The sequence below is a fragment of the Rhodovulum sp. HP10 genome, assembly GCF_047553435.1.
GTDB lineage: Bacteria > Pseudomonadota > Alphaproteobacteria > Rhodobacterales > Rhodobacteraceae > Rhodovulum.
Genome location: NZ_CP180201.1, coordinates 4003414 through 4018620 on the forward strand (window position 1 = coordinate 4003414; position 15207 = coordinate 4018620).

At 67.9% G+C, this 15207-nt stretch carries 17 protein-coding genes; 9 read left to right on the forward strand and 8 right to left on the reverse strand.

Annotated elements, in window-relative coordinates:
- Positions 1-42 precede the first annotated feature (42 nt).
- Together ACK8CO_RS18775 and ACK8CO_RS18780 are read right to left on the reverse strand one after the other, a co-directional pair.
- Positions 43-423 carry a HesB/IscA family protein gene (locus ACK8CO_RS18775; protein ID WP_080616449.1) on the reverse strand — a complete coding sequence of 127 codons (381 nt, stop codon included), beginning with the start codon at positions 421-423 and terminating at the stop codon, positions 43-45.
- Positions 424-516: 93 nt separating this feature from the next.
- Positions 517-879, reverse strand: coding sequence for an SUF system Fe-S cluster assembly protein (locus ACK8CO_RS18780; protein ID WP_080616448.1), 363 nt, complete (start codon positions 877-879; stop codon positions 517-519).
- A 521-nt stretch (positions 880-1400) separates the two neighbouring features.
- Between ACK8CO_RS18780 and purM the strand changes: the two genes are divergently transcribed.
- From purM to rnd, 3 genes are all read left to right on the forward strand, one after another.
- Positions 1401-2447: a phosphoribosylformylglycinamidine cyclo-ligase gene (gene purM, locus ACK8CO_RS18785; protein WP_414897631.1), complete on the forward strand. Its 1047-nt coding sequence runs from the start codon at positions 1401-1403 to the stop codon at positions 2445-2447.
- Positions 2444-3043 carry a phosphoribosylglycinamide formyltransferase gene (purN, locus tag ACK8CO_RS18790; protein ID WP_080616446.1) on the forward strand — a complete coding sequence of 200 codons (600 nt, stop codon included), beginning with the start codon at positions 2444-2446 and terminating at the stop codon, positions 3041-3043. The genes purM and purN overlap by 4 nt, the downstream gene beginning before the upstream one ends.
- A gap of 111 nt (positions 3044-3154) precedes the next feature.
- Positions 3155-4321 (forward strand): ribonuclease D, encoded by a 1167-nt coding sequence (gene rnd / locus ACK8CO_RS18795; protein WP_080618012.1) that lies wholly within the window; start codon positions 3155-3157, stop codon positions 4319-4321.
- 174 nt (positions 4322-4495) lie between these two features.
- Here rnd and ACK8CO_RS18800 read toward each other — a convergent pair whose 3' ends face one another.
- Positions 4496-4753, reverse strand: coding sequence for a hypothetical protein (locus ACK8CO_RS18800; protein ID WP_414897632.1), 258 nt, complete (start codon positions 4751-4753; stop codon positions 4496-4498).
- 103 nt (positions 4754-4856) lie between these two features.
- The gene (locus ACK8CO_RS18805) at positions 4857-5336 is read right to left on the reverse strand and encodes a hypothetical protein (RefSeq protein WP_414897633.1); all 480 of its coding nucleotides are present in this window, start codon (positions 5334-5336) and stop codon (positions 4857-4859) included.
- 131 nt (positions 5337-5467) lie between these two features.
- Here ACK8CO_RS18805 and ACK8CO_RS18810 point away from each other — a divergent pair, with 131 nt between their 5' ends.
- A complete protein-coding gene (locus ACK8CO_RS18810; RefSeq protein WP_080616444.1) occupies positions 5468-5899 on the forward strand; it encodes a SufE family protein in 432 nt (143 codons plus the stop codon).
- Positions 5900-5956: 57 nt separating this feature from the next.
- Here ACK8CO_RS18810 and hpt read toward each other — a convergent pair whose 3' ends face one another.
- On the reverse strand, positions 5957-6496 hold the full coding sequence (gene hpt, locus ACK8CO_RS18815) for a hypoxanthine phosphoribosyltransferase (RefSeq protein ID WP_414897634.1): 540 nt from the start codon (positions 6494-6496) through the stop codon (positions 5957-5959).
- A gap of 69 nt (positions 6497-6565) precedes the next feature.
- Between hpt and ACK8CO_RS18820 the strand changes: the two genes are divergently transcribed.
- Positions 6566-7021: a type II toxin-antitoxin system RatA family toxin gene (locus ACK8CO_RS18820; RefSeq protein ID WP_080616442.1), complete on the forward strand. Its 456-nt coding sequence runs from the start codon at positions 6566-6568 to the stop codon at positions 7019-7021.
- Positions 7022-7038: 17 nt separating this feature from the next.
- Here the strand turns inward: ACK8CO_RS18820 and ACK8CO_RS18825 are convergent, their stop codons facing one another.
- The 3 genes from ACK8CO_RS18825 to ACK8CO_RS18835 are packed head-to-tail and all read right to left on the reverse strand — an operon-like array spanning position 7039 to position 9187.
- Positions 7039-7554 (reverse strand): CinA family protein, encoded by a 516-nt coding sequence (locus tag ACK8CO_RS18825; protein ID WP_414897635.1) that lies wholly within the window; start codon positions 7552-7554, stop codon positions 7039-7041.
- Positions 7551-8045 (reverse strand): phosphatidylglycerophosphatase A, encoded by a 495-nt coding sequence (locus ACK8CO_RS18830; RefSeq protein WP_414897636.1) that lies wholly within the window; start codon positions 8043-8045, stop codon positions 7551-7553. Before ACK8CO_RS18830 ends, ACK8CO_RS18825 begins: the two co-directional genes overlap by 4 nt.
- A complete protein-coding gene (locus ACK8CO_RS18835; protein WP_414897637.1) occupies positions 8042-9187 on the reverse strand; it encodes a bifunctional 2-C-methyl-D-erythritol 4-phosphate cytidylyltransferase/2-C-methyl-D-erythritol 2,4-cyclodiphosphate synthase in 1146 nt (381 codons plus the stop codon). The genes ACK8CO_RS18830 and ACK8CO_RS18835 overlap by 4 nt, the downstream gene beginning before the upstream one ends.
- A 200-nt stretch (positions 9188-9387) precedes the next feature.
- Between ACK8CO_RS18835 and dusB the strand changes: the two genes are divergently transcribed.
- The 4 genes from dusB (at position 9388) to ACK8CO_RS18855 (ending at position 15204) form a co-directional block, all read left to right on the forward strand.
- On the forward strand, positions 9388-10359 hold the full coding sequence (gene dusB / locus ACK8CO_RS18840; protein ID WP_414899047.1) for a tRNA dihydrouridine synthase DusB: 972 nt from the start codon (positions 9388-9390) through the stop codon (positions 10357-10359).
- Positions 10356-11435, forward strand: a complete 1080-nt coding sequence (locus ACK8CO_RS18845) for a two-component system sensor histidine kinase NtrB (protein ID WP_414897638.1) — start codon at positions 10356-10358, stop codon at positions 11433-11435. The genes dusB and ACK8CO_RS18845 overlap by 4 nt, the downstream gene beginning before the upstream one ends.
- The gene (locus ACK8CO_RS18850) at positions 11435-12811 is read left to right on the forward strand and encodes a response regulator (RefSeq protein ID WP_414897639.1); all 1377 of its coding nucleotides are present in this window, start codon (positions 11435-11437) and stop codon (positions 12809-12811) included. The genes ACK8CO_RS18845 and ACK8CO_RS18850 overlap by 1 nt, the downstream gene beginning before the upstream one ends.
- Before the next feature lie 134 nt (positions 12812-12945).
- The gene (locus ACK8CO_RS18855; protein ID WP_414897640.1) at positions 12946-15204 is read left to right on the forward strand and encodes an ATP-binding protein; all 2259 of its coding nucleotides are present in this window, start codon (positions 12946-12948) and stop codon (positions 15202-15204) included.
- Positions 15205-15207 lie beyond the last annotated feature (3 nt).

The window sequence follows — 15207 nt, forward strand, 5'->3', positions numbered from 1 at the left end:
GGCCCTTTTCCACGCAGGGCCGGAACAGGGGCGCGCGCCGTTTCAGGCGGTCGCGGGGCCTTCCTGGGGGTCGTCGGCATCGCGGAACTTGATCGATTCGCCGCAACCGCAGGCATCGACCACATTGGGGTTGCGGAACTTGAAACCCGATTCGAGCAGCGAGACCTCGTAATCGATCTCGGTGCCGAACAGGAACATCTGCGCCATCGGCGCGATCGCCACGCGGGCGCCGTCCTGTTCGACGATCTCGTCCATGGGGTCGATCTCGGCGACGTAATCCATGGTGTATTCCATGCCCGCGCAGCCGCCCTTCTTGACGCCGATGCGCAGGCCCTTGGCCTGCTGCTGCTGCATCAGCCGGGCGACTTCTGCCGCCGCGGCGGGGGTGAGGCTGACTGCCTGCTTTCCGGGAATGGCGAACATTTCGTACCTCGTTTCTGCTGTGCGAAGGGTAGGGCGCGGCGCCCGTCTCGCAAGGGCCGCCGCGGGCGCCTGTGCCGCGCTTGGCCGCCCCCCTTACATGAAGCCGAGTTCGAGCCGCGCCTCGTCGGACATCATGTCCATGCCCCAGGGCGGATCCCAGGTGATGTCGACATCGACCCGCTTGACGCCGGGCAGCGGCTCGACCGCCTCCTGCAGCCAGCCGGGCATGTCGCCAGCCACCGGACAGCCGGGGGCGGTCAGCGTCATGGTGATATGGACGACGGTCTCGGCATCTATCGTGATCGTGTAGATCAGTCCCAGATCGTAGATATTGACCGGAATCTCCGGGTCGTACACGCTGCGGCAGGCCTCGACGACCTGATCGTAAAGCGGGTGATCGGTGGTCGAGGGCTCGATGAGCGGCGTACCTTCAAGCTTTCCCTGCGGCTCGGTCATGGCGGCTCCTGTAATTCCTAGCAATTATATAAGGAATGCGAAATCCGCCGTCCAGAGGCGGAATCGGCTGCAGAAAGCGGCTCTGGTGCCGGGCCGGGCGCCTCGGAAGGGCTTTTGGCAAGGGGGAACGTCCCCGGAGTGTCGACCCCGGTGTCGCGAAGATGGCTGCCGCGCCCGCCGATCATTATTTCTCGCGTGGCAATGACGGTCCCTTTCAGGTTCTATCCGTGAGAGGGTCATTCGCCAGCCAACTGGCTGTGATATCGGTCTTTTCAACAGGAATCCGGAGATGCGGGGGCGCCGGTGGCCCGCAAGGCGGGACCGCGCTGCTTCGACCGCAAGGGGGCCTTGGCCCGCGCAGCGGCGCAACCTGAATTTGCCGACCTGATTTCCTCCGCTGCCCTGGCCCGGTGGCCTTTCGTTTTTTTTGGCAGCCGGTAGAACGGCCGCTGCCTTTCGTCGCGTGCTTTTCATTGCGCGGGCGTTGCGCTAAAGCGCAGCCAATCAGACGGGAGAGCCCCATGAGCGAGCGGAAGAACGGCCTGACCTATGCCGGGGCAGGTGTGGATATCGATGCAGGCAATGCCCTGGTCGAGCGGATCAAGCCTGCCGCCAAGCGGACCGGACGGCCCGGCACGCTTGCCGGGCTGGGCGGCTTCGGCGCGCTGTTCGACCTGAAGGCGGCGGGCTATCTCGACCCGGTGCTGGTGGCCGCGACCGATGGCGTCGGCACCAAGCTCCGGATCGCCATCGATACCGGCCATCTCGACGGGGTCGGCATCGATCTGGTGGCGATGTGTGTCAACGATCTGGTCTGTCAGGGCGCCGAGCCGCTGTTCTTCCTCGACTATTTCGCGACCGGCAAGCTCGAGATCGACGAGGCGGCGCGGGTGATCGAGGGCATCGCCGAGGGCTGCCTGCGCTCTGGCTGCGCGCTGATCGGGGGCGAGACCGCCGAGATGCCGGGCATGTATCATGGCGGCGATTTCGATCTGGCGGGCTTTGCCGTCGGCGCGATGGAACGCGGCCACGATCTGCCCGCCCATGTGGCCGAGGGCGACGTCCTGCTGGGGCTGGCCTCGGACGGGGTGCATTCGAACGGCTATTCGCTGGTCCGCAAGGTGGTCGAGGTCGCGGGCCTTGGCTGGGACGCGCCCGCGCCCTTCGCCGACGGGCCGCTGGGCGCGGCCCTGCTGGCGCCGACGCGGCTTTACGTCAAGCCCGCGCTTGCCGCGATCCGGGCGGGCGGCGTGCACGGGCTTGCGCATATCACCGGCGGCGGTCTGACCGAGAACCTGCCGCGGGTGCTGCCCGAAGGGCTGGGCGCGACGGTCGATCTGTCCTCCTGGGATCTGCCGCCCGTCTTCCGCTGGCTGGCCGAAACCGCCGATCTGTCCGAGGCCGAGCTTTTGAAGACCTTCAATGCCGGGATCGGCATGGTGCTGGTCGTGGCCGAGGACCGGGCCGAGGCGCTGAGCGCAATTCTGACCGAGGCGGGCGAGAGCGTGGCCCGGATCGGCCGGGTCGGCCCCGGGCAGGGCGTGGCCTATGAGGGACGCCTGCTGTGACCGAACCGACGCGCGTCGCGATCCTGATCTCGGGATCGGGCTCGAACATGGTGGCGCTGGCCGAGAGCATGACCGGCGATCATCCGGCGCGCCCGGTGCTGGTGCTGTCGAACGATCCGGCAGCGACGGGGCTCGGGCGGGCGCGGGCGCTGGGGATTGCGGCCGGGGCCGTCGACCACCGCCCCTTCGGCAAGGACCGCGCGGCCTTCGAGGCGGCGCTGATGGAGCGTCTTGCCGCCGCCGCCCCCGACATACTCTGCCTGGCCGGGTTCATGCGGGTGCTGACGCCGGGCTTCACCGAGGCCTGGGCCGGGCGGATGCTGAACATCCATCCCTCGCTCTTGCCGAAATATCGCGGGCTCCACACCCATGCGCGGGCGCTCGAGGCGGGCGATGCCGAGGCGGGCTGCACCGTTCACGAGGTCACGGCCGAGCTCGATGGCGGCCCGATTCTCGGGCAGGCGCGGGTGCCGGTGCTGGCTGACGATACCCCCGACAGGCTGGCGGCGCGGGTGCTGGTGCAGGAACACGCGCTTTATCCCGCTGTGTTGCGCCGCTTTGCCGCCGGCGACCGCACCCCACTATATTTGCCCTGAGACGGCCGGGGGCGCGGGGCGATATGATGCGGCCTTTCCATTTTGCGACATTTTCCCTATCAGGAACGGGTCGGGTGTCATGGAGGTGCTATCTGGGTGATGCGGGTTGAGATGAAGACACTGACGACGACCGAGGCGCTGGCCGCCTTCTGCGAGAAGGCCGCGAGCGCCCCTTATATCACCATCGATACCGAGTTCCTGCGCGAGCGGACCTATTACGCCAAGCTCTGCCTCGTGCAGCTTGCGCTGCCCGGCCGCGAGAGCACCGACGCGGGCGAGGCGGTGCTGGTCGATCCGCTGGCGGGCGACATGTCGCTCGAGCCGCTTTACGCGCTGTTCCGCAATGCCGACGTGGTCAAGGTCTTCCACGCCGCGCGGCAGGATCTCGAGATCTTCTTCACCGAGGGCAAGGTCTTCCCCGAGCCGCTCTTCGACACCCAGGTCGCGGCCATGGTCTGCGGCTTCGGCGAGCAGGTCGGCTACGAGACGCTGGTGCGCAAGATCGCGCGGGCGAGCCTCGACAAGACCTCGCGCTTCACCGACTGGTCGCGCCGTCCGCTCTCGGAGGCGCAGAAATCCTATGCGCTGGCCGATGTCACCCATCTGCGGGTGATCTACGAATATCTCGCGGCCGAGCTGGAAAAGACCGGCCGGGCCAAATGGCTTCAGGAAGAGCTGAGCGTCCTGACCGATCCCGAGACCTATATCGTGCGTCCCGAGGAAGCCTGGCACCGGGTCAAGACCCGTACCCATTCGGGCAAGTTCCTCGTCGCGGTCAAGGAGCTGGCGCGGTTCCGCGAGACCTATGCCCAGGCCCGCAACATTCCGCGCAACCGGGTCTACAAGGATGACGCACTGCTGGAGCTGGCCTCGACCAAGCCGCAGAGCCTCGAGGACCTGTCGCGCTCGCGCCTGCTCTTGCGCGAGGCGCGGCGGGGCGACATAGCCGAGGGGATCATCGCCGCGATCAAGGCCGCGGCCGAGACGCCGCAGGCCGATTATCCGAAGATGCCCGATACCGACGACAAGCTGCAGGTGAACCCGGCGCTGGCCGATCTGCTGCGGGTGCTTCTGAAGGCCAAGTCGGAACAGGCCGGGGTGGCGCAGAAGCTGATCGCCACCGCCTCCGAGCTGGATGCCATCGCTGCCGGGCGGCGCGACGGCGCGGCGCTGCGGGGCTGGCGGGCCGAGGTCTTCGGCGATGACGCGCTCAGGCTGTGCGCGGGCAAGATCGCGCTTGCCGCCAAAGGCAGCAACGTGGCGGTGGTTCCGCTCTGATCCGTCCCGCCCTGCGCAAGGCCCGCGCATGATCTGCCGCGGGTCCGGGGCACGCCCTGCCGGTCCGGCGGGCATGATCTTCCCGTGCCCGGCCGTGCCGCGCAATGGTGTCAGGTCAGCCGCGTCGGGGTACGCCCTGTCAGGACGGGAGCCGGCACTCATAGGCGCGGGCGATCAGGGCTTGTTGCGCTCGCGCCAGTAGGTCGCCTCGCTTGACATGTCGCGGGAATTCAGACGGCGCAGCCTTGCATCGCTCCGGCTCAACGCCTGTTCGAGATCGCGGCAGGGCAGATATTCGGGCGGGGTCACGGCTTCGGTCGCCGTCCCGGTGCCCGGGTCTTGCGGCGCGGTTTCGCGGGCGGCTGGGGTGGACTGGCAATCCGCGACAAGCGCGGTGGCACACAGGATCGGGAAAACAGGCCTTGTGGCCATGGTGTTCTCCATCATGGCAGTCGTCGGATATCGCGATCTCCCCCCGCCATCCGGCGGACGGTGCCGTCTGGATGCGTCCTGCCGGGCCCCGCAGCCCATGCCGCTAGCGGCGGGCCTGCCTCTGGTTCTGCGCGCCGCGGACCACCAGCGTGCGGATGCCCTGCAGATCGTCTTCGGACAGGAACCGCCCGGCGGTGATCTGGCGCGAGGGCTCGGTGCCGACCGCTGTCGCGGTCCCGGGGCGCGCGATCCTGAAGTCGAAGACCAGCGTATCGGAGGGGACTTCGTCCTCGGCGGCAGGGACGGGCACCAGCGCGGCATCCCAGAAGCCCTGACGCTCGGGCAGTCCGGTTGCGGTCAGGATGGCGCCGCCCGGCGCGCGATCGACGGTCATGGCGGTCACCTGATCGACCAGCGGTCTGGGATCCGCGGCCTCGGCGCGGCGCAAAGGTTGTTCTGCGGTGGTTTCGGTCTCGGTCGAACTGCTGAACCAGTTGAACGGGTTCAGCCGCGACTCGCGCACCGTTCCGCAGGATGACACGGCGAGCGCCGCGCACAGGGCGGCCGAAAGCGATGTTTTCATGGGCAGGCCCCCGGTTGCTTCGTCCAATCGGTTAGCCGAAACCGGCGCCGTTGAAAAGCCGGTCTGGTCCCGAAGCTGGACCTTTGGCCGCACCGCCGCTAATCAGGACCGGTCAGGCAAGGAGAGATGACGTGTCGAGTGAAGCCTTCGAGGAGATCGTGGAGACCTTCGAGTTCCTGGAGGACTGGGAGGACCGTTATCGTCATGTGATCGAACTGGGCCGCGCGATGGAGCCGCTGGCCGAGGCGTTCAAGGTCCCCGCGACCAAGGTCGATGGCTGTGCCAGCCAGGTCTGGCTGATGGCCGATGTCGAGGGCGCGGGTCCCGAGGCGGTCTACCGCTTCCAGGGTGACAGCGACGCGATGATCGTGAAGGGGCTGATCGCGGTGCTGCGGGCGCTTTACAACGGGCTGACCGTATCGAAGGTGCTCGACACCGATGCGGGCGCCGAGCTGGCGCGGCTGGGGCTGGACGAACACCTGTCCTCGCAACGCTCGAACGGTCTGCGCGCCATGGTCGAGCGCATCCGGACCCAGGCCGCGGGCGTCGCCGAAGGCGTCTGACGCGCGGCGGTCGGGCCAGACGGGCCTCGACGGGGCTCGGTCGGGCCTAGACGAGGCTCAGTCGGTGAAACGCACCGCGCCGATATAGGGCAGGTTGCGGTTTCGCTGCGCATAATCGATGCCAAGCCCCACCACGAACCGGTCCGGGATCTCGAAGCCGACCCAGCGCGCGCGCACGTCGACCTCGCGCCGCGCCGGCTTGTCGAGCAGCGCGCAGCATTCCAGCCGTGCCGGCTTGCGCCCGCCCAGAAGGTGCAGCACGTGCTTCAGCGTGTGACCGGTATCGACGATATCCTCGACCACCAGCACGTCGCGGCCCTCGATCTCGCCGCGCAGATCCTTCAGGATCCGCACCTCGCGCGAGGAGGAGGTGGAATTTCCGTAGGACGAGGTCTCGATGAAATCGACCTCGACCGGCAGGTCGAGTTCACGGACCAGATCCGCGATGAAGATGAACGAGCCGCGCAAGAGCCCGACGACGACCAGCTTTTCGGTTCCTGCGAAATGCGCGGTAATCTCGCTCGCCAGCGATTCGACTCGGGCGGCAATGGTCTTCGCCGACAGCAATTCGTCTATGACATATGGTCTCTCGGCCATGGGACCCCCTTGATTTTGCCGGGCTTCTAGCAGAAATGGCGTCCCATTGTCAGCAGCGAACGGGATCCCATGCCGCGCCATTCGGAAAACCGCGAGATGCCTTACACCGCCCAGCAGATGTACGATCTGGTGGCCGATGTCGCGTCCTACCCGCAATTCCTGCCCTGGACCGCAGCCGCGCGCATCCGCTCGCGCAAGGATTTCGGCGATCACGAGTTGATGGAGGCCGATCTGGTGATCTCGTTCAAGGTGTTCCGCGAACGCTTCGGCAGCCGGGTGACGCTCTGGCCGGCGGATTTCCGGATCGATACCGAGTATCTCGACGGGCCGTTCCGCTACCTCAAGTCGCACTGGAAGTTCGAGGACCTGCCCGGGGATCGCTGCAAGGTCGAGTTCTTCGTCGATTTCGAGTTCAAGAACCGGGTGCTGCAGGGGGTGATCGGCGCGGTCTTCAACGAGGCGATGCAGCGGATCGTGCGGGCCTTCGAGGACCGGGCGCGGGCGCTTTACGGCGCGCGCCCCTGAGGCCCGCCGAAAGCCGTTCAGCCCGCCGGGCGAGGCGCGCCCAATGCCGCCAGCAAAAGCGCCAGCGCATGGTCGCGGGTCGCGGCGCGGACCCGGTCGCGGCCGAGCGCGCCGAATTCGACGGTCTCGGTCAGGGTCTCGATCCCGGAAACGGCACCGGCATCGGCACGGCGCCTGGCGAGGCCGAAACAGACCCGGCCCTCGGGCTTGAACTCGGATCCGCCGGGGCCGGCGATGCCGGTGACGGCGACGGCAAGATCGGCTGCCGAATGCGCCAGCGCGCCCGAGGCCATTTCGGCCGCGACCTCTTCCGAGACCGCGCCATGGGCCTCGAGCGTTTCGCTCAGAACCCCCAGCATCGCCTGCTTGGCGGCATTCGAATAGGTGACGAAGCCCCGGTCGAAGACGGCGGAAGAGCCCGGTACATCGGTGATGGCAGCCGAGATCATCCCGCCGGTACAGCTTTCGGCGGTGGCGATCACCAGACCCGCGGCGCGGGCCCCGGCGATGAGAGGGGCGGCCTTGTCGCTCACATCAGAAAGATATGCGACAGGGCGGCCAGCGCAAGCACCAGAAGCGCCGTCGCGGCGCCCGCCAGCACGTCGTCGAGCATCACCCCGACCGGCGTCTTCATCCGGTCGGCGAAGCCGATCGGCCCCGGTTTCCAGATGTCGAACAGCCGAAAGCCCAGGAAGGCCGCGATCCAGCCGGGGTAGAGCGCGGTCGCATCGCCCCCGGCCGCCGCCGCGCCGAACGAGACCGGCAAGAGCGCGATCCACATCCCCGCGACCTCGTCGATCACATATTCCGAGCGGTCCGGGTCGGACGCGCCCGCCGCCGCCTCGCGCACCGCCCAGATGCCGAGCGGGATCACCGCCAGCGTCGCCAGGGCGGTCAGGAAGACCCCGCCGGTCACGTCGAGCGCCCAGAAGGCGGGGATCGCCGCCAGCGAGCCCCAGGTGCCGGGGGCCGGGCGCAGGCGGCCGACCCCGAAGACGGTGGCGATCTGCGTGGCGAGGCTCATGGCGCCACCAGCGTCACCGTGGCGAGTGCCGCGATCCCTTCCTCGCGCCCGGTGAAGCCCAGCCGTTCCGAGGTGGTGGCCTTGACGCTGACGCGGGCCTCTTCCATCCCCATCAGCCGCGCCATCTCGGCCTGCATCGCGCCGGCGACTGGGCCGATCTTGGGCCGCTCGCAGATCAGCGTCAGATCGACATTCGAGATCCGGAAGCCCCGCTCGGCCGCCAGCGCGACCGCATGTTTCAGGAAGATCTCGCTGGCCGCGCCCTTCCATTGCGGATCGGAAGGCGGGAAATGCCGGCCGATATCGCCCTCGGCCAGCGCGCCATAGATCGCGTCGGTGACCGTGTGCATGCCGACATCGGCGTCGGAATGGCCCTTCAGCGCCTTGTCATGCGGCACCTTGATGCCGCAGAGAATGACGCCGTCGCCCTCGCAGAAGGCGTGCACGTCAAAGCCGTTGCCGGTGCGAATGTCCATGTTTCTCTCCCGCAGGACCCGCTCTGCGCGGGCGAAATCCACCTTGTGGGTGATCTTGAGATTGTCTTCGTCGCCCTCGACGATGGCCACGTCAAGGCCTGCCGCCAGCGCCACCTCGACATCGTCGGCGGCGCCGCCCGGATGGGCCTCATGCGCGGCGAGGATGGCGCGCAGGTGAAAGCCCTGCGGCGTCTGGGCGCGGTAGAGCCCGTCGCGCGGATGCGGGGCCTCGACCTTGCCGTCGCGCCCTTGCCAGAGCGCGTCGGTCACGGGCAGGGCGGGGGCTGCGCCGGGGCTGTCATCGAGCGCGTCGATCACCCGCCCGATCAGTGCGGCCCCGACCAGCGGCCGGGCGCCGTCGTGAATCAGCACCCGCGTGGTGCCGTCGGGCGCGGCGCGCAGGCCCGCCTGTACCGAGGCATCGCGCGTGGCGCCGCCCGGAACGGTCGTGACCCGGGCCGTGCTGTCCGCGAGGGCGGTTTCGAAAAGTCCGCCATCCTCGGGGTGCAGAACCACGACAATGGCCCCGATCCGGGGATGGGCGGCAAAGGCCTCTACCGTGCGCGCCAGCACGGCGCGGCCTGCAAGATTCTGATATTGCTTTGGTTTGTCGCCCCCGACCCGGGTGCCGCGGCCCGCGGCCACGATGATCGCCGTGACAGTCATCTTTCGCCCCCCTGCTGCCCGCCGGGGTTTTAGGCAAGCCCGTGCTGCGGGGCAATGGGGCAAACTGGCGGCGATGAGTGCTTGATTTTTGTGCAAATGAATTTTCCGATGGGCCAAAGCCTGTCAGGATGATTGCCATTGCGGGGTGGGAAAGCTAAATCGATCTCAAATGCACAAGGATTAATCAATTGGCCATTCATATGGCAGGCATCACGCTCGACCCGCCGGTTCTTCTGGCGCCCATGGCGGGCATCACGGACTTGCCGTTTCGACGGCTGGTTGCCTCCTTCGGGGCCGGTCTGGTGGTGTCCGAGATGGTCGCGAGCCAGGAGATGGTTCAGGCCAAGCCGGGGGTGCGCGAGCGCGCCGCGCTGGGGCTTGGCGAGGAGGCGACGGCGGTGCAGCTGGCCGGACGCGACCCGGACTGGATGGCGCGGGCGGCACGGATGGTGGAAGAGCAGGGGGCCAGGATCATCGATATCAACATGGGCTGTCCGGCCAGGAAGGTGGTCGGAGGGCTGTCGGGCTCGGCGCTGATGCGCGATCCCGACCGGGCCCTGCGGCTGATCGAGGCGGTGGTGACGGCAGTGTCGGTGCCGGTCACGCTGAAGACGCGGCTGGGCTGGGATGACGATCTGCGCAACGCGCCCGATCTTGCACGCCGGGCCGAGGCGGCGGGGGTGCGGATGATCACCATCCATGGCCGCACCCGCTGTCAGTTCTACAGGGGCCGGGCCGACTGGCGCGCGATCCGCGAGGTCAGGGAGGCGGTCTCGGTGCCGGTCGTGGCCAATGGCGATATCGTCTGCGGCGAGACCGCCTCGGCGGCGCTGGCGCAATCGGGTGCCGACGGGGTGATGGTCGGGCGCGGGGCGCAGGGGCGGCCCTGGCTTCTGGCCGAGATCGGCGCCCGGATCGCGGGGCGTCCGGCGCCCGCCGCGCCCCGGGGGGCGGCGCTGACCGAGATGGTCGCGCGCCATTACGAGGACATGCTGGGCTTTTACGGTGCGGCGCTTGGCGGACGCGTCGCGCGCAAGCATCTGGGCTGGTACATGGACCGTGCGGGCACGCCCGGCTCCCTGCGCCGCCGGGTGCTGACGGCGCCGGCCGGGGCGGCGGTGCTGGCGCTTCTGCCCGAGGCGCTGGCCTCGGAGCGGAGGGCCGCGGCATGACGCTCGATCAGGACGCGATCTGGACCGCGCTGCCCATTCCGGCCTTCCTGCTCGATGCGGATGACCGGATCACCAATATCAACCCGGCCTCCGAGCTGTTCGTCAATGCCACGATCAAGACCCTGAGCGGGGTGCCGGTCTTCGACAGGCTGGCGGTCGATGCGCCGCTCGACGAGGCCTTCGCCCGGGTTCGCGCCAACCGCGCGCCGCTTTTCATCAACGATGTCGATGTCAGCGCGGGCAACAGGCCGCCGGTTCTGTGCAATGTGCAGGTGGCGCCGATGAACGACGCCGAGGAGCATCTGCTGCTTCTGGTCAGCCCGCGCGAGATCGCCGGGCGGCTCGGCCGGGTGCATTCGGTGAAATCGGCCGCCAGGTCGGCCATCGGCATGGCCGAGATGCTGGCGCATGAAATCAAGAACCCGCTTGCGGGCATCACCGGGGCAGCGCAGCTCTTGTCGATGAACCTCTCGAATGGCGATCTCGAGATGACCGATCTGATCGTCGAGGAGAGCCGCCGGATCGTGAAGCTGCTCGAACAGGTCGAGCAATTCGGCAATCTGCGCCCGCCGGCCTGCAAATCGGTCAATATCCACGATGTGCTGGACCGGGTGCGCCGCTCGGCAACGGTCGGCTATGCCGCCAACATGGCCATCCACGAGGAATACGACCCCTCGCTGCCGCCGACCTGGGCCGATCCCGATCAGCTGATGCAGGTCTTCACCAACCTCATCACCAATGCCGCACAGGCGGCCGGTCCGCGCGGCGGCACGATCAGGCTGCGCACCTTCTACGATCTGTCGCTCCGGCTGCGCCATCCCGACGGGTCGGGCGTTCCGGTGCCGCTGCAGGTCGAGATCACCGATGACGGGCCGGGCCTGCCCCCCGAGATTTCCGCCGAGATCTTCGAGCCCTTCGTCTCGGGGCGCGAGAACGGCACCGGGCTGGGGCTTGCGCTGGTCTCGAAGATCATCGGCGATCATGGCGGCTGGATCGCGGTCGACTCGGTGCCCGGGCGCACCGTGTTCCGTGTCTCGCTGCCCGTTGCCCCGAAACCCGAAGAGGATGAGAGCTGATGGACGGAACCGTACTTGTCGCCGATGACGACCGCACGATCCGCACCGTTTTGACCCAGGCGCTGACCCGGGCGGGGTGCAAGGTGCATGCCACCTCGTCCCTGACCACGCTGATGCGCTGGGTCGGCGAGGGCAAGGGCGATCTGGTGATCTCGGACGTGATCATGCCCGATGGCAACGGGCTCGAGATGCTGCCGAAGATCGGGCAGGAGCGGCCCGGCCTGCCGGTGATCGTGATCTCGGCCCAGAACACCATCATGACGGCGATCCAGGCGGCCGAGGCCGAGGCCTATGACTATCTGCCCAAGCCCTTCGATCTGCCCGATCTGATGAAGCGCGCGGCGCGCGCGCTCGAGACCAAGCGCCGGGTCGGGCGTCCGCGCGAGACCGCGCCGCCGAGCGGGGGCGATACCCAGGACGACCTGCCGCTGGTCGGGCGCACGCCGCAGATGCAGGCGTTGTACCGGCTGGTGGCGCGGGTGATGAATGCCGATCTGCCAGTGCTGATCACCGGCGAATCCGGCACCGGAAAGTCGCTGATCGCCCGCGCGATCCATGATTTCTCGGACCGCCGCTCGCTGCCTTTCGTGATCGCGACCGCCGCCGACATGGAGGGCATCGACGGCCCCTCGGCGCTGGTGGCGCGGAGCCGGGGCGGTTCGATCCTGTTCGACGAGGTGGCCGATCTGAGCGAGGAGGCGCAGGGGCGGATCGTGCGCATGCTCGACAGTTTCGGCGACAGCGCGCCCCGTGTCATGGCCACCAGCCAGTCTGACCTGATGGCGCGGATGGAGGCCGGGCAGTTCCGTCAGGACCTGTTCTACCGGCTGGGCGGCGTCAGCGTCGCGGTGCCGTCCCTGCGCGAGCGGGTCGATGACATTCCGCTTCTGGCCGAGCATTTCCTCGGTCGGAGCGAGCGCGACGGCACCGCGCCCCGGCGCCTGGCCGAGGAGGCGATGGACCTGATCCGCGCCTATAGCTGGCCCGGCAATGTCCGCCAGCTGGAGCACACGATCCGCCGCCTCGTCGTCACCAGCCCCGAAGAAGTGATCACCCGGGCCGAGGTCGAGGCGGTGCTGGGCAACCAGCCCGAAATCGAGCCGCTGGTCGGCGGCGGCGATGGCGAGAAGCTTTCGGCCTCAATCGCCAAGCATCTCAGGCGCTATTTCGACCTGCATGGGGGCGTGCTGCCGCCGCCCGGGCTTTATGCCCGGATCCTGCGCGAGGTCGAAATGCCGCTGATCGAGATCGCGCTGGATGCGACCGGCGGCAATCAGGCCAAATGTGCCGATCTTCTGGGGATCAACCGCAATACCTTGCGCAAGAAGATCACCGATCTCGATATTCGCGTGACACGGCGTCGCAAGTTGATGTAAATTGGCAACAACGCGTGGCCGACCGGACATAGGACCGGCGGCCGCGCGGTGAGGCCGATACCGCCTTCGGGCGATGCAACGACACGAGGCGAGCAGTGACACATGCCAAGGGCCTTCTGGCCCTGGAAAGGTTCTTGCGTCTGCGCAGATCGCGCCAGGCGGGCAATGCGGCCACGCTGGGCGTCGTCGTGCTGGGGCCGCTTCTGGCGGTTCTGACCTTCCTGACACTCGGCCCGCTCGAGCAGGTTGCCTCGTCGCACGGGCTCCGCATCGTGCTGCTGGCCGATCTGGTCTATGCGCTGGTGGTGGCGACCCTCGTCGTGCAGCGCATCGCGCAGATGATCGCGGCGCGGCGGCGGCATTCGGCCGGCTCCCGCCTGCACCTGCGGCTGACCGGCGTCTTTGCGCTGATCGCGCTGATCCCGACCGTCTCGGTCGCCATCTTTGCCGGGCTCACCATCAATATCGGGCTCGAGGGCTGGTTCTCGGAACGGGTGCGCAACGTGGTCGGTGCTTCGCTGGCCGCGGCCGAGGCCTATGAGGAGGAGCACCGCCGCGATCTGGTCTCCGATGCCCATACGCTGGTGGGCTATCTGACGGCGGCGCGGCAGGCGACGGTCTTCCTGTCCGACGGCGACATGCGCCAGATCCTGACCCAGGCCCAGGCGCGGGTGCAGCGCGGCCTCAAGGAAGCCTATGTGATCGACGGATCGGGCGAGATCCGGGCCCGGGGCGAGCGGTCTTATCTCTTCAATTACGAACGCCCGGATCCCGAGCAGATCGTCCGCGCCGGTGCCGGCGAGACGGTGGTGATCCAGGACTGGGACAACAACGAGTTCCGCGCGCTGATCAGGCTCGACGGCTATCTCGACCGCTATCTCTACATTTCGCGCACGGTCGATGGCGACATCCTGAACCTGCTGGACGACACCCAGCAATCGGTGCGGCTGTACCAGCAGCTCGAGCAGGAGCGCGGCCGGGTGCTGTTCGAATTCGGGCTGCTCTATCTCGGCTTCGCGATGATCCTGATCCTCGCTGCCGTCTGGCTGGGGCTGTGGTTCGCCGAGCGGCTGTCGCGGCCGGTGGGCCGGCTGGCGGGGGCTGCGCAGCGGGTCGGCGCGGGCGATCTCGACGTGCGGGTGCCCGAGGAGACCAGCGATGACGAGATCGCGATGCTGGGGCGGATGTTCAATCAGATGACAAGGCAGCTCAAGCTGCAGCGCGATGCGCTTCTCGACAATACCCGCCAGATCGAGCGGCGGCGGCGGCTGTTCGATTCCGTGCTGTCCTCGGTGACGGCGGGGGTGATGGGGCTCGATGCCGAGGGCCGGGTCGAGGTGCTGAACCGCTCGGCGCTGGCGCTGTTGCGGCTGGATGCGGCCGATGCCGAGGGCCAGGAGCTGCGCGTGGCGGTGCCGGAATTCGCCGAATTGCTGGAAAAGCTGAAGGCCAGCCGCCGCGGCACCGCGCAGGAAGAGGTCCGGCTGCTGCGGGGCGGCAACATGGAGCATCTGCTGGTGCGCATGGCGATGCGCCGGCGCGGCGATGGCGGGGCCGAGGGCTATGTCGTGGCCTTCGACGATGTCACCGACCTGGTGACGGCGCAGCGGATGGCGGCCTGGGGCGACGTGGCGCGCCGGATCGCTCATGAGATCAAGAACCCCTTGACCCCGATCCAGCTCTCGGCCGAACGGATCAAGCGCAAGTTCCGCGGCGCGGTCGGCGATCAGGCCGAGGCGCTGGACCAGATGACCGACGTGATCGTGCGTCAGACCAATGACTTGCGCCGGATTGTTGACGAATTTTCCAAATTCGCCCGGATGCCCGAACCCGACCGCAAGCCGGTCGATCTGACGGCGCTTCTGCGCGATGCGGTGATGCTGCAGGAAGCAGGTCAGCCGGGGGTCGCCTTCGCGGCCGACATTCCGCCGGAACCTGTCCCTGCCGAGCTCGACGCGACGATGATCGCCCAGGCCCTGACGAACATCATCAAGAACGCGGGCGAAGCGATTGAAAGTCTTCGGGAAAAGGGAGAGCCAGAGGGATATGCCCCCGAGATCCGGGTGAGCTTCTCGGTCGAGGAGGGCAATGCGGTAATCCTGATCGCAGATAATGGCGTCGGCCTTCCGCAGGACCGTTCGCGGCTGTTCGAGCCTTATGTCACCACCCGCGATCACGGTACCGGGCTTGGCCTTCCCATCGTCAAGAAGATCATCGAGGAACATGGCGGACGGCTCGATCTGCGCGATGCAGAGCCCTTCGCCGAAGGCGCCCATTGCGGCGCCCTGGCTGAAATCACGTTGCCGGTCGGTCCTGTGAAGGCCCCGGCGCCGCGCGCGGCGGACCCCGCGCTTACCGACACGACATCCGCAACCGCGGGAACCGGGGAGTAGGAC

Excerpts from the sequence above, each read along its gene's own strand:
- ACK8CO_RS18775 (WP_080616449.1), bottom strand. The coding sequence starts at position 423 with ATGTTCGCCATTCCCGGAAAGCAGGCAGTCAGCCTCACCCCCGCCGCG.
- ACK8CO_RS18780 (WP_080616448.1), bottom strand. The coding sequence starts at position 879 with ATGACCGAGCCGCAGGGAAAGCTTGAAGGTACGCCGCTCATCGAGCCC.
- purM (WP_414897631.1), top strand. The coding sequence starts at position 1,401 with ATGAGCGAGCGGAAGAACGGCCTGACCTATGCCGGGGCAGGTGTGGAT.
- rnd (WP_080618012.1), top strand. The coding sequence starts at position 3,155 with ATGAAGACACTGACGACGACCGAGGCGCTGGCCGCCTTCTGCGAGAAG.
- ACK8CO_RS18800 (WP_414897632.1), bottom strand. The coding sequence starts at position 4,753 with ATGGCCACAAGGCCTGTTTTCCCGATCCTGTGTGCCACCGCGCTTGTC.
- ACK8CO_RS18805 (WP_414897633.1), bottom strand. The coding sequence starts at position 5,336 with ATGAAAACATCGCTTTCGGCCGCCCTGTGCGCGGCGCTCGCCGTGTCA.
- hpt (WP_414897634.1), bottom strand. The coding sequence starts at position 6,496 with ATGGCCGAGAGACCATATGTCATAGACGAATTGCTGTCGGCGAAGACC.
- ACK8CO_RS18820 (WP_080616442.1), top strand. The coding sequence starts at position 6,566 with ATGCCGCGCCATTCGGAAAACCGCGAGATGCCTTACACCGCCCAGCAG.
- ACK8CO_RS18830 (WP_414897636.1), bottom strand. The coding sequence starts at position 8,045 with ATGAGCCTCGCCACGCAGATCGCCACCGTCTTCGGGGTCGGCCGCCTG.
- ACK8CO_RS18835 (WP_414897637.1), bottom strand. The coding sequence starts at position 9,187 with ATGACTGTCACGGCGATCATCGTGGCCGCGGGCCGCGGCACCCGGGTC.
- dusB (WP_414899047.1), top strand. The coding sequence starts at position 9,388 with ATGGCAGGCATCACGCTCGACCCGCCGGTTCTTCTGGCGCCCATGGCG.
- ACK8CO_RS18845 (WP_414897638.1), top strand. The coding sequence starts at position 10,356 with ATGACGCTCGATCAGGACGCGATCTGGACCGCGCTGCCCATTCCGGCC.
- ACK8CO_RS18850 (WP_414897639.1), top strand. The coding sequence starts at position 11,435 with ATGGACGGAACCGTACTTGTCGCCGATGACGACCGCACGATCCGCACC.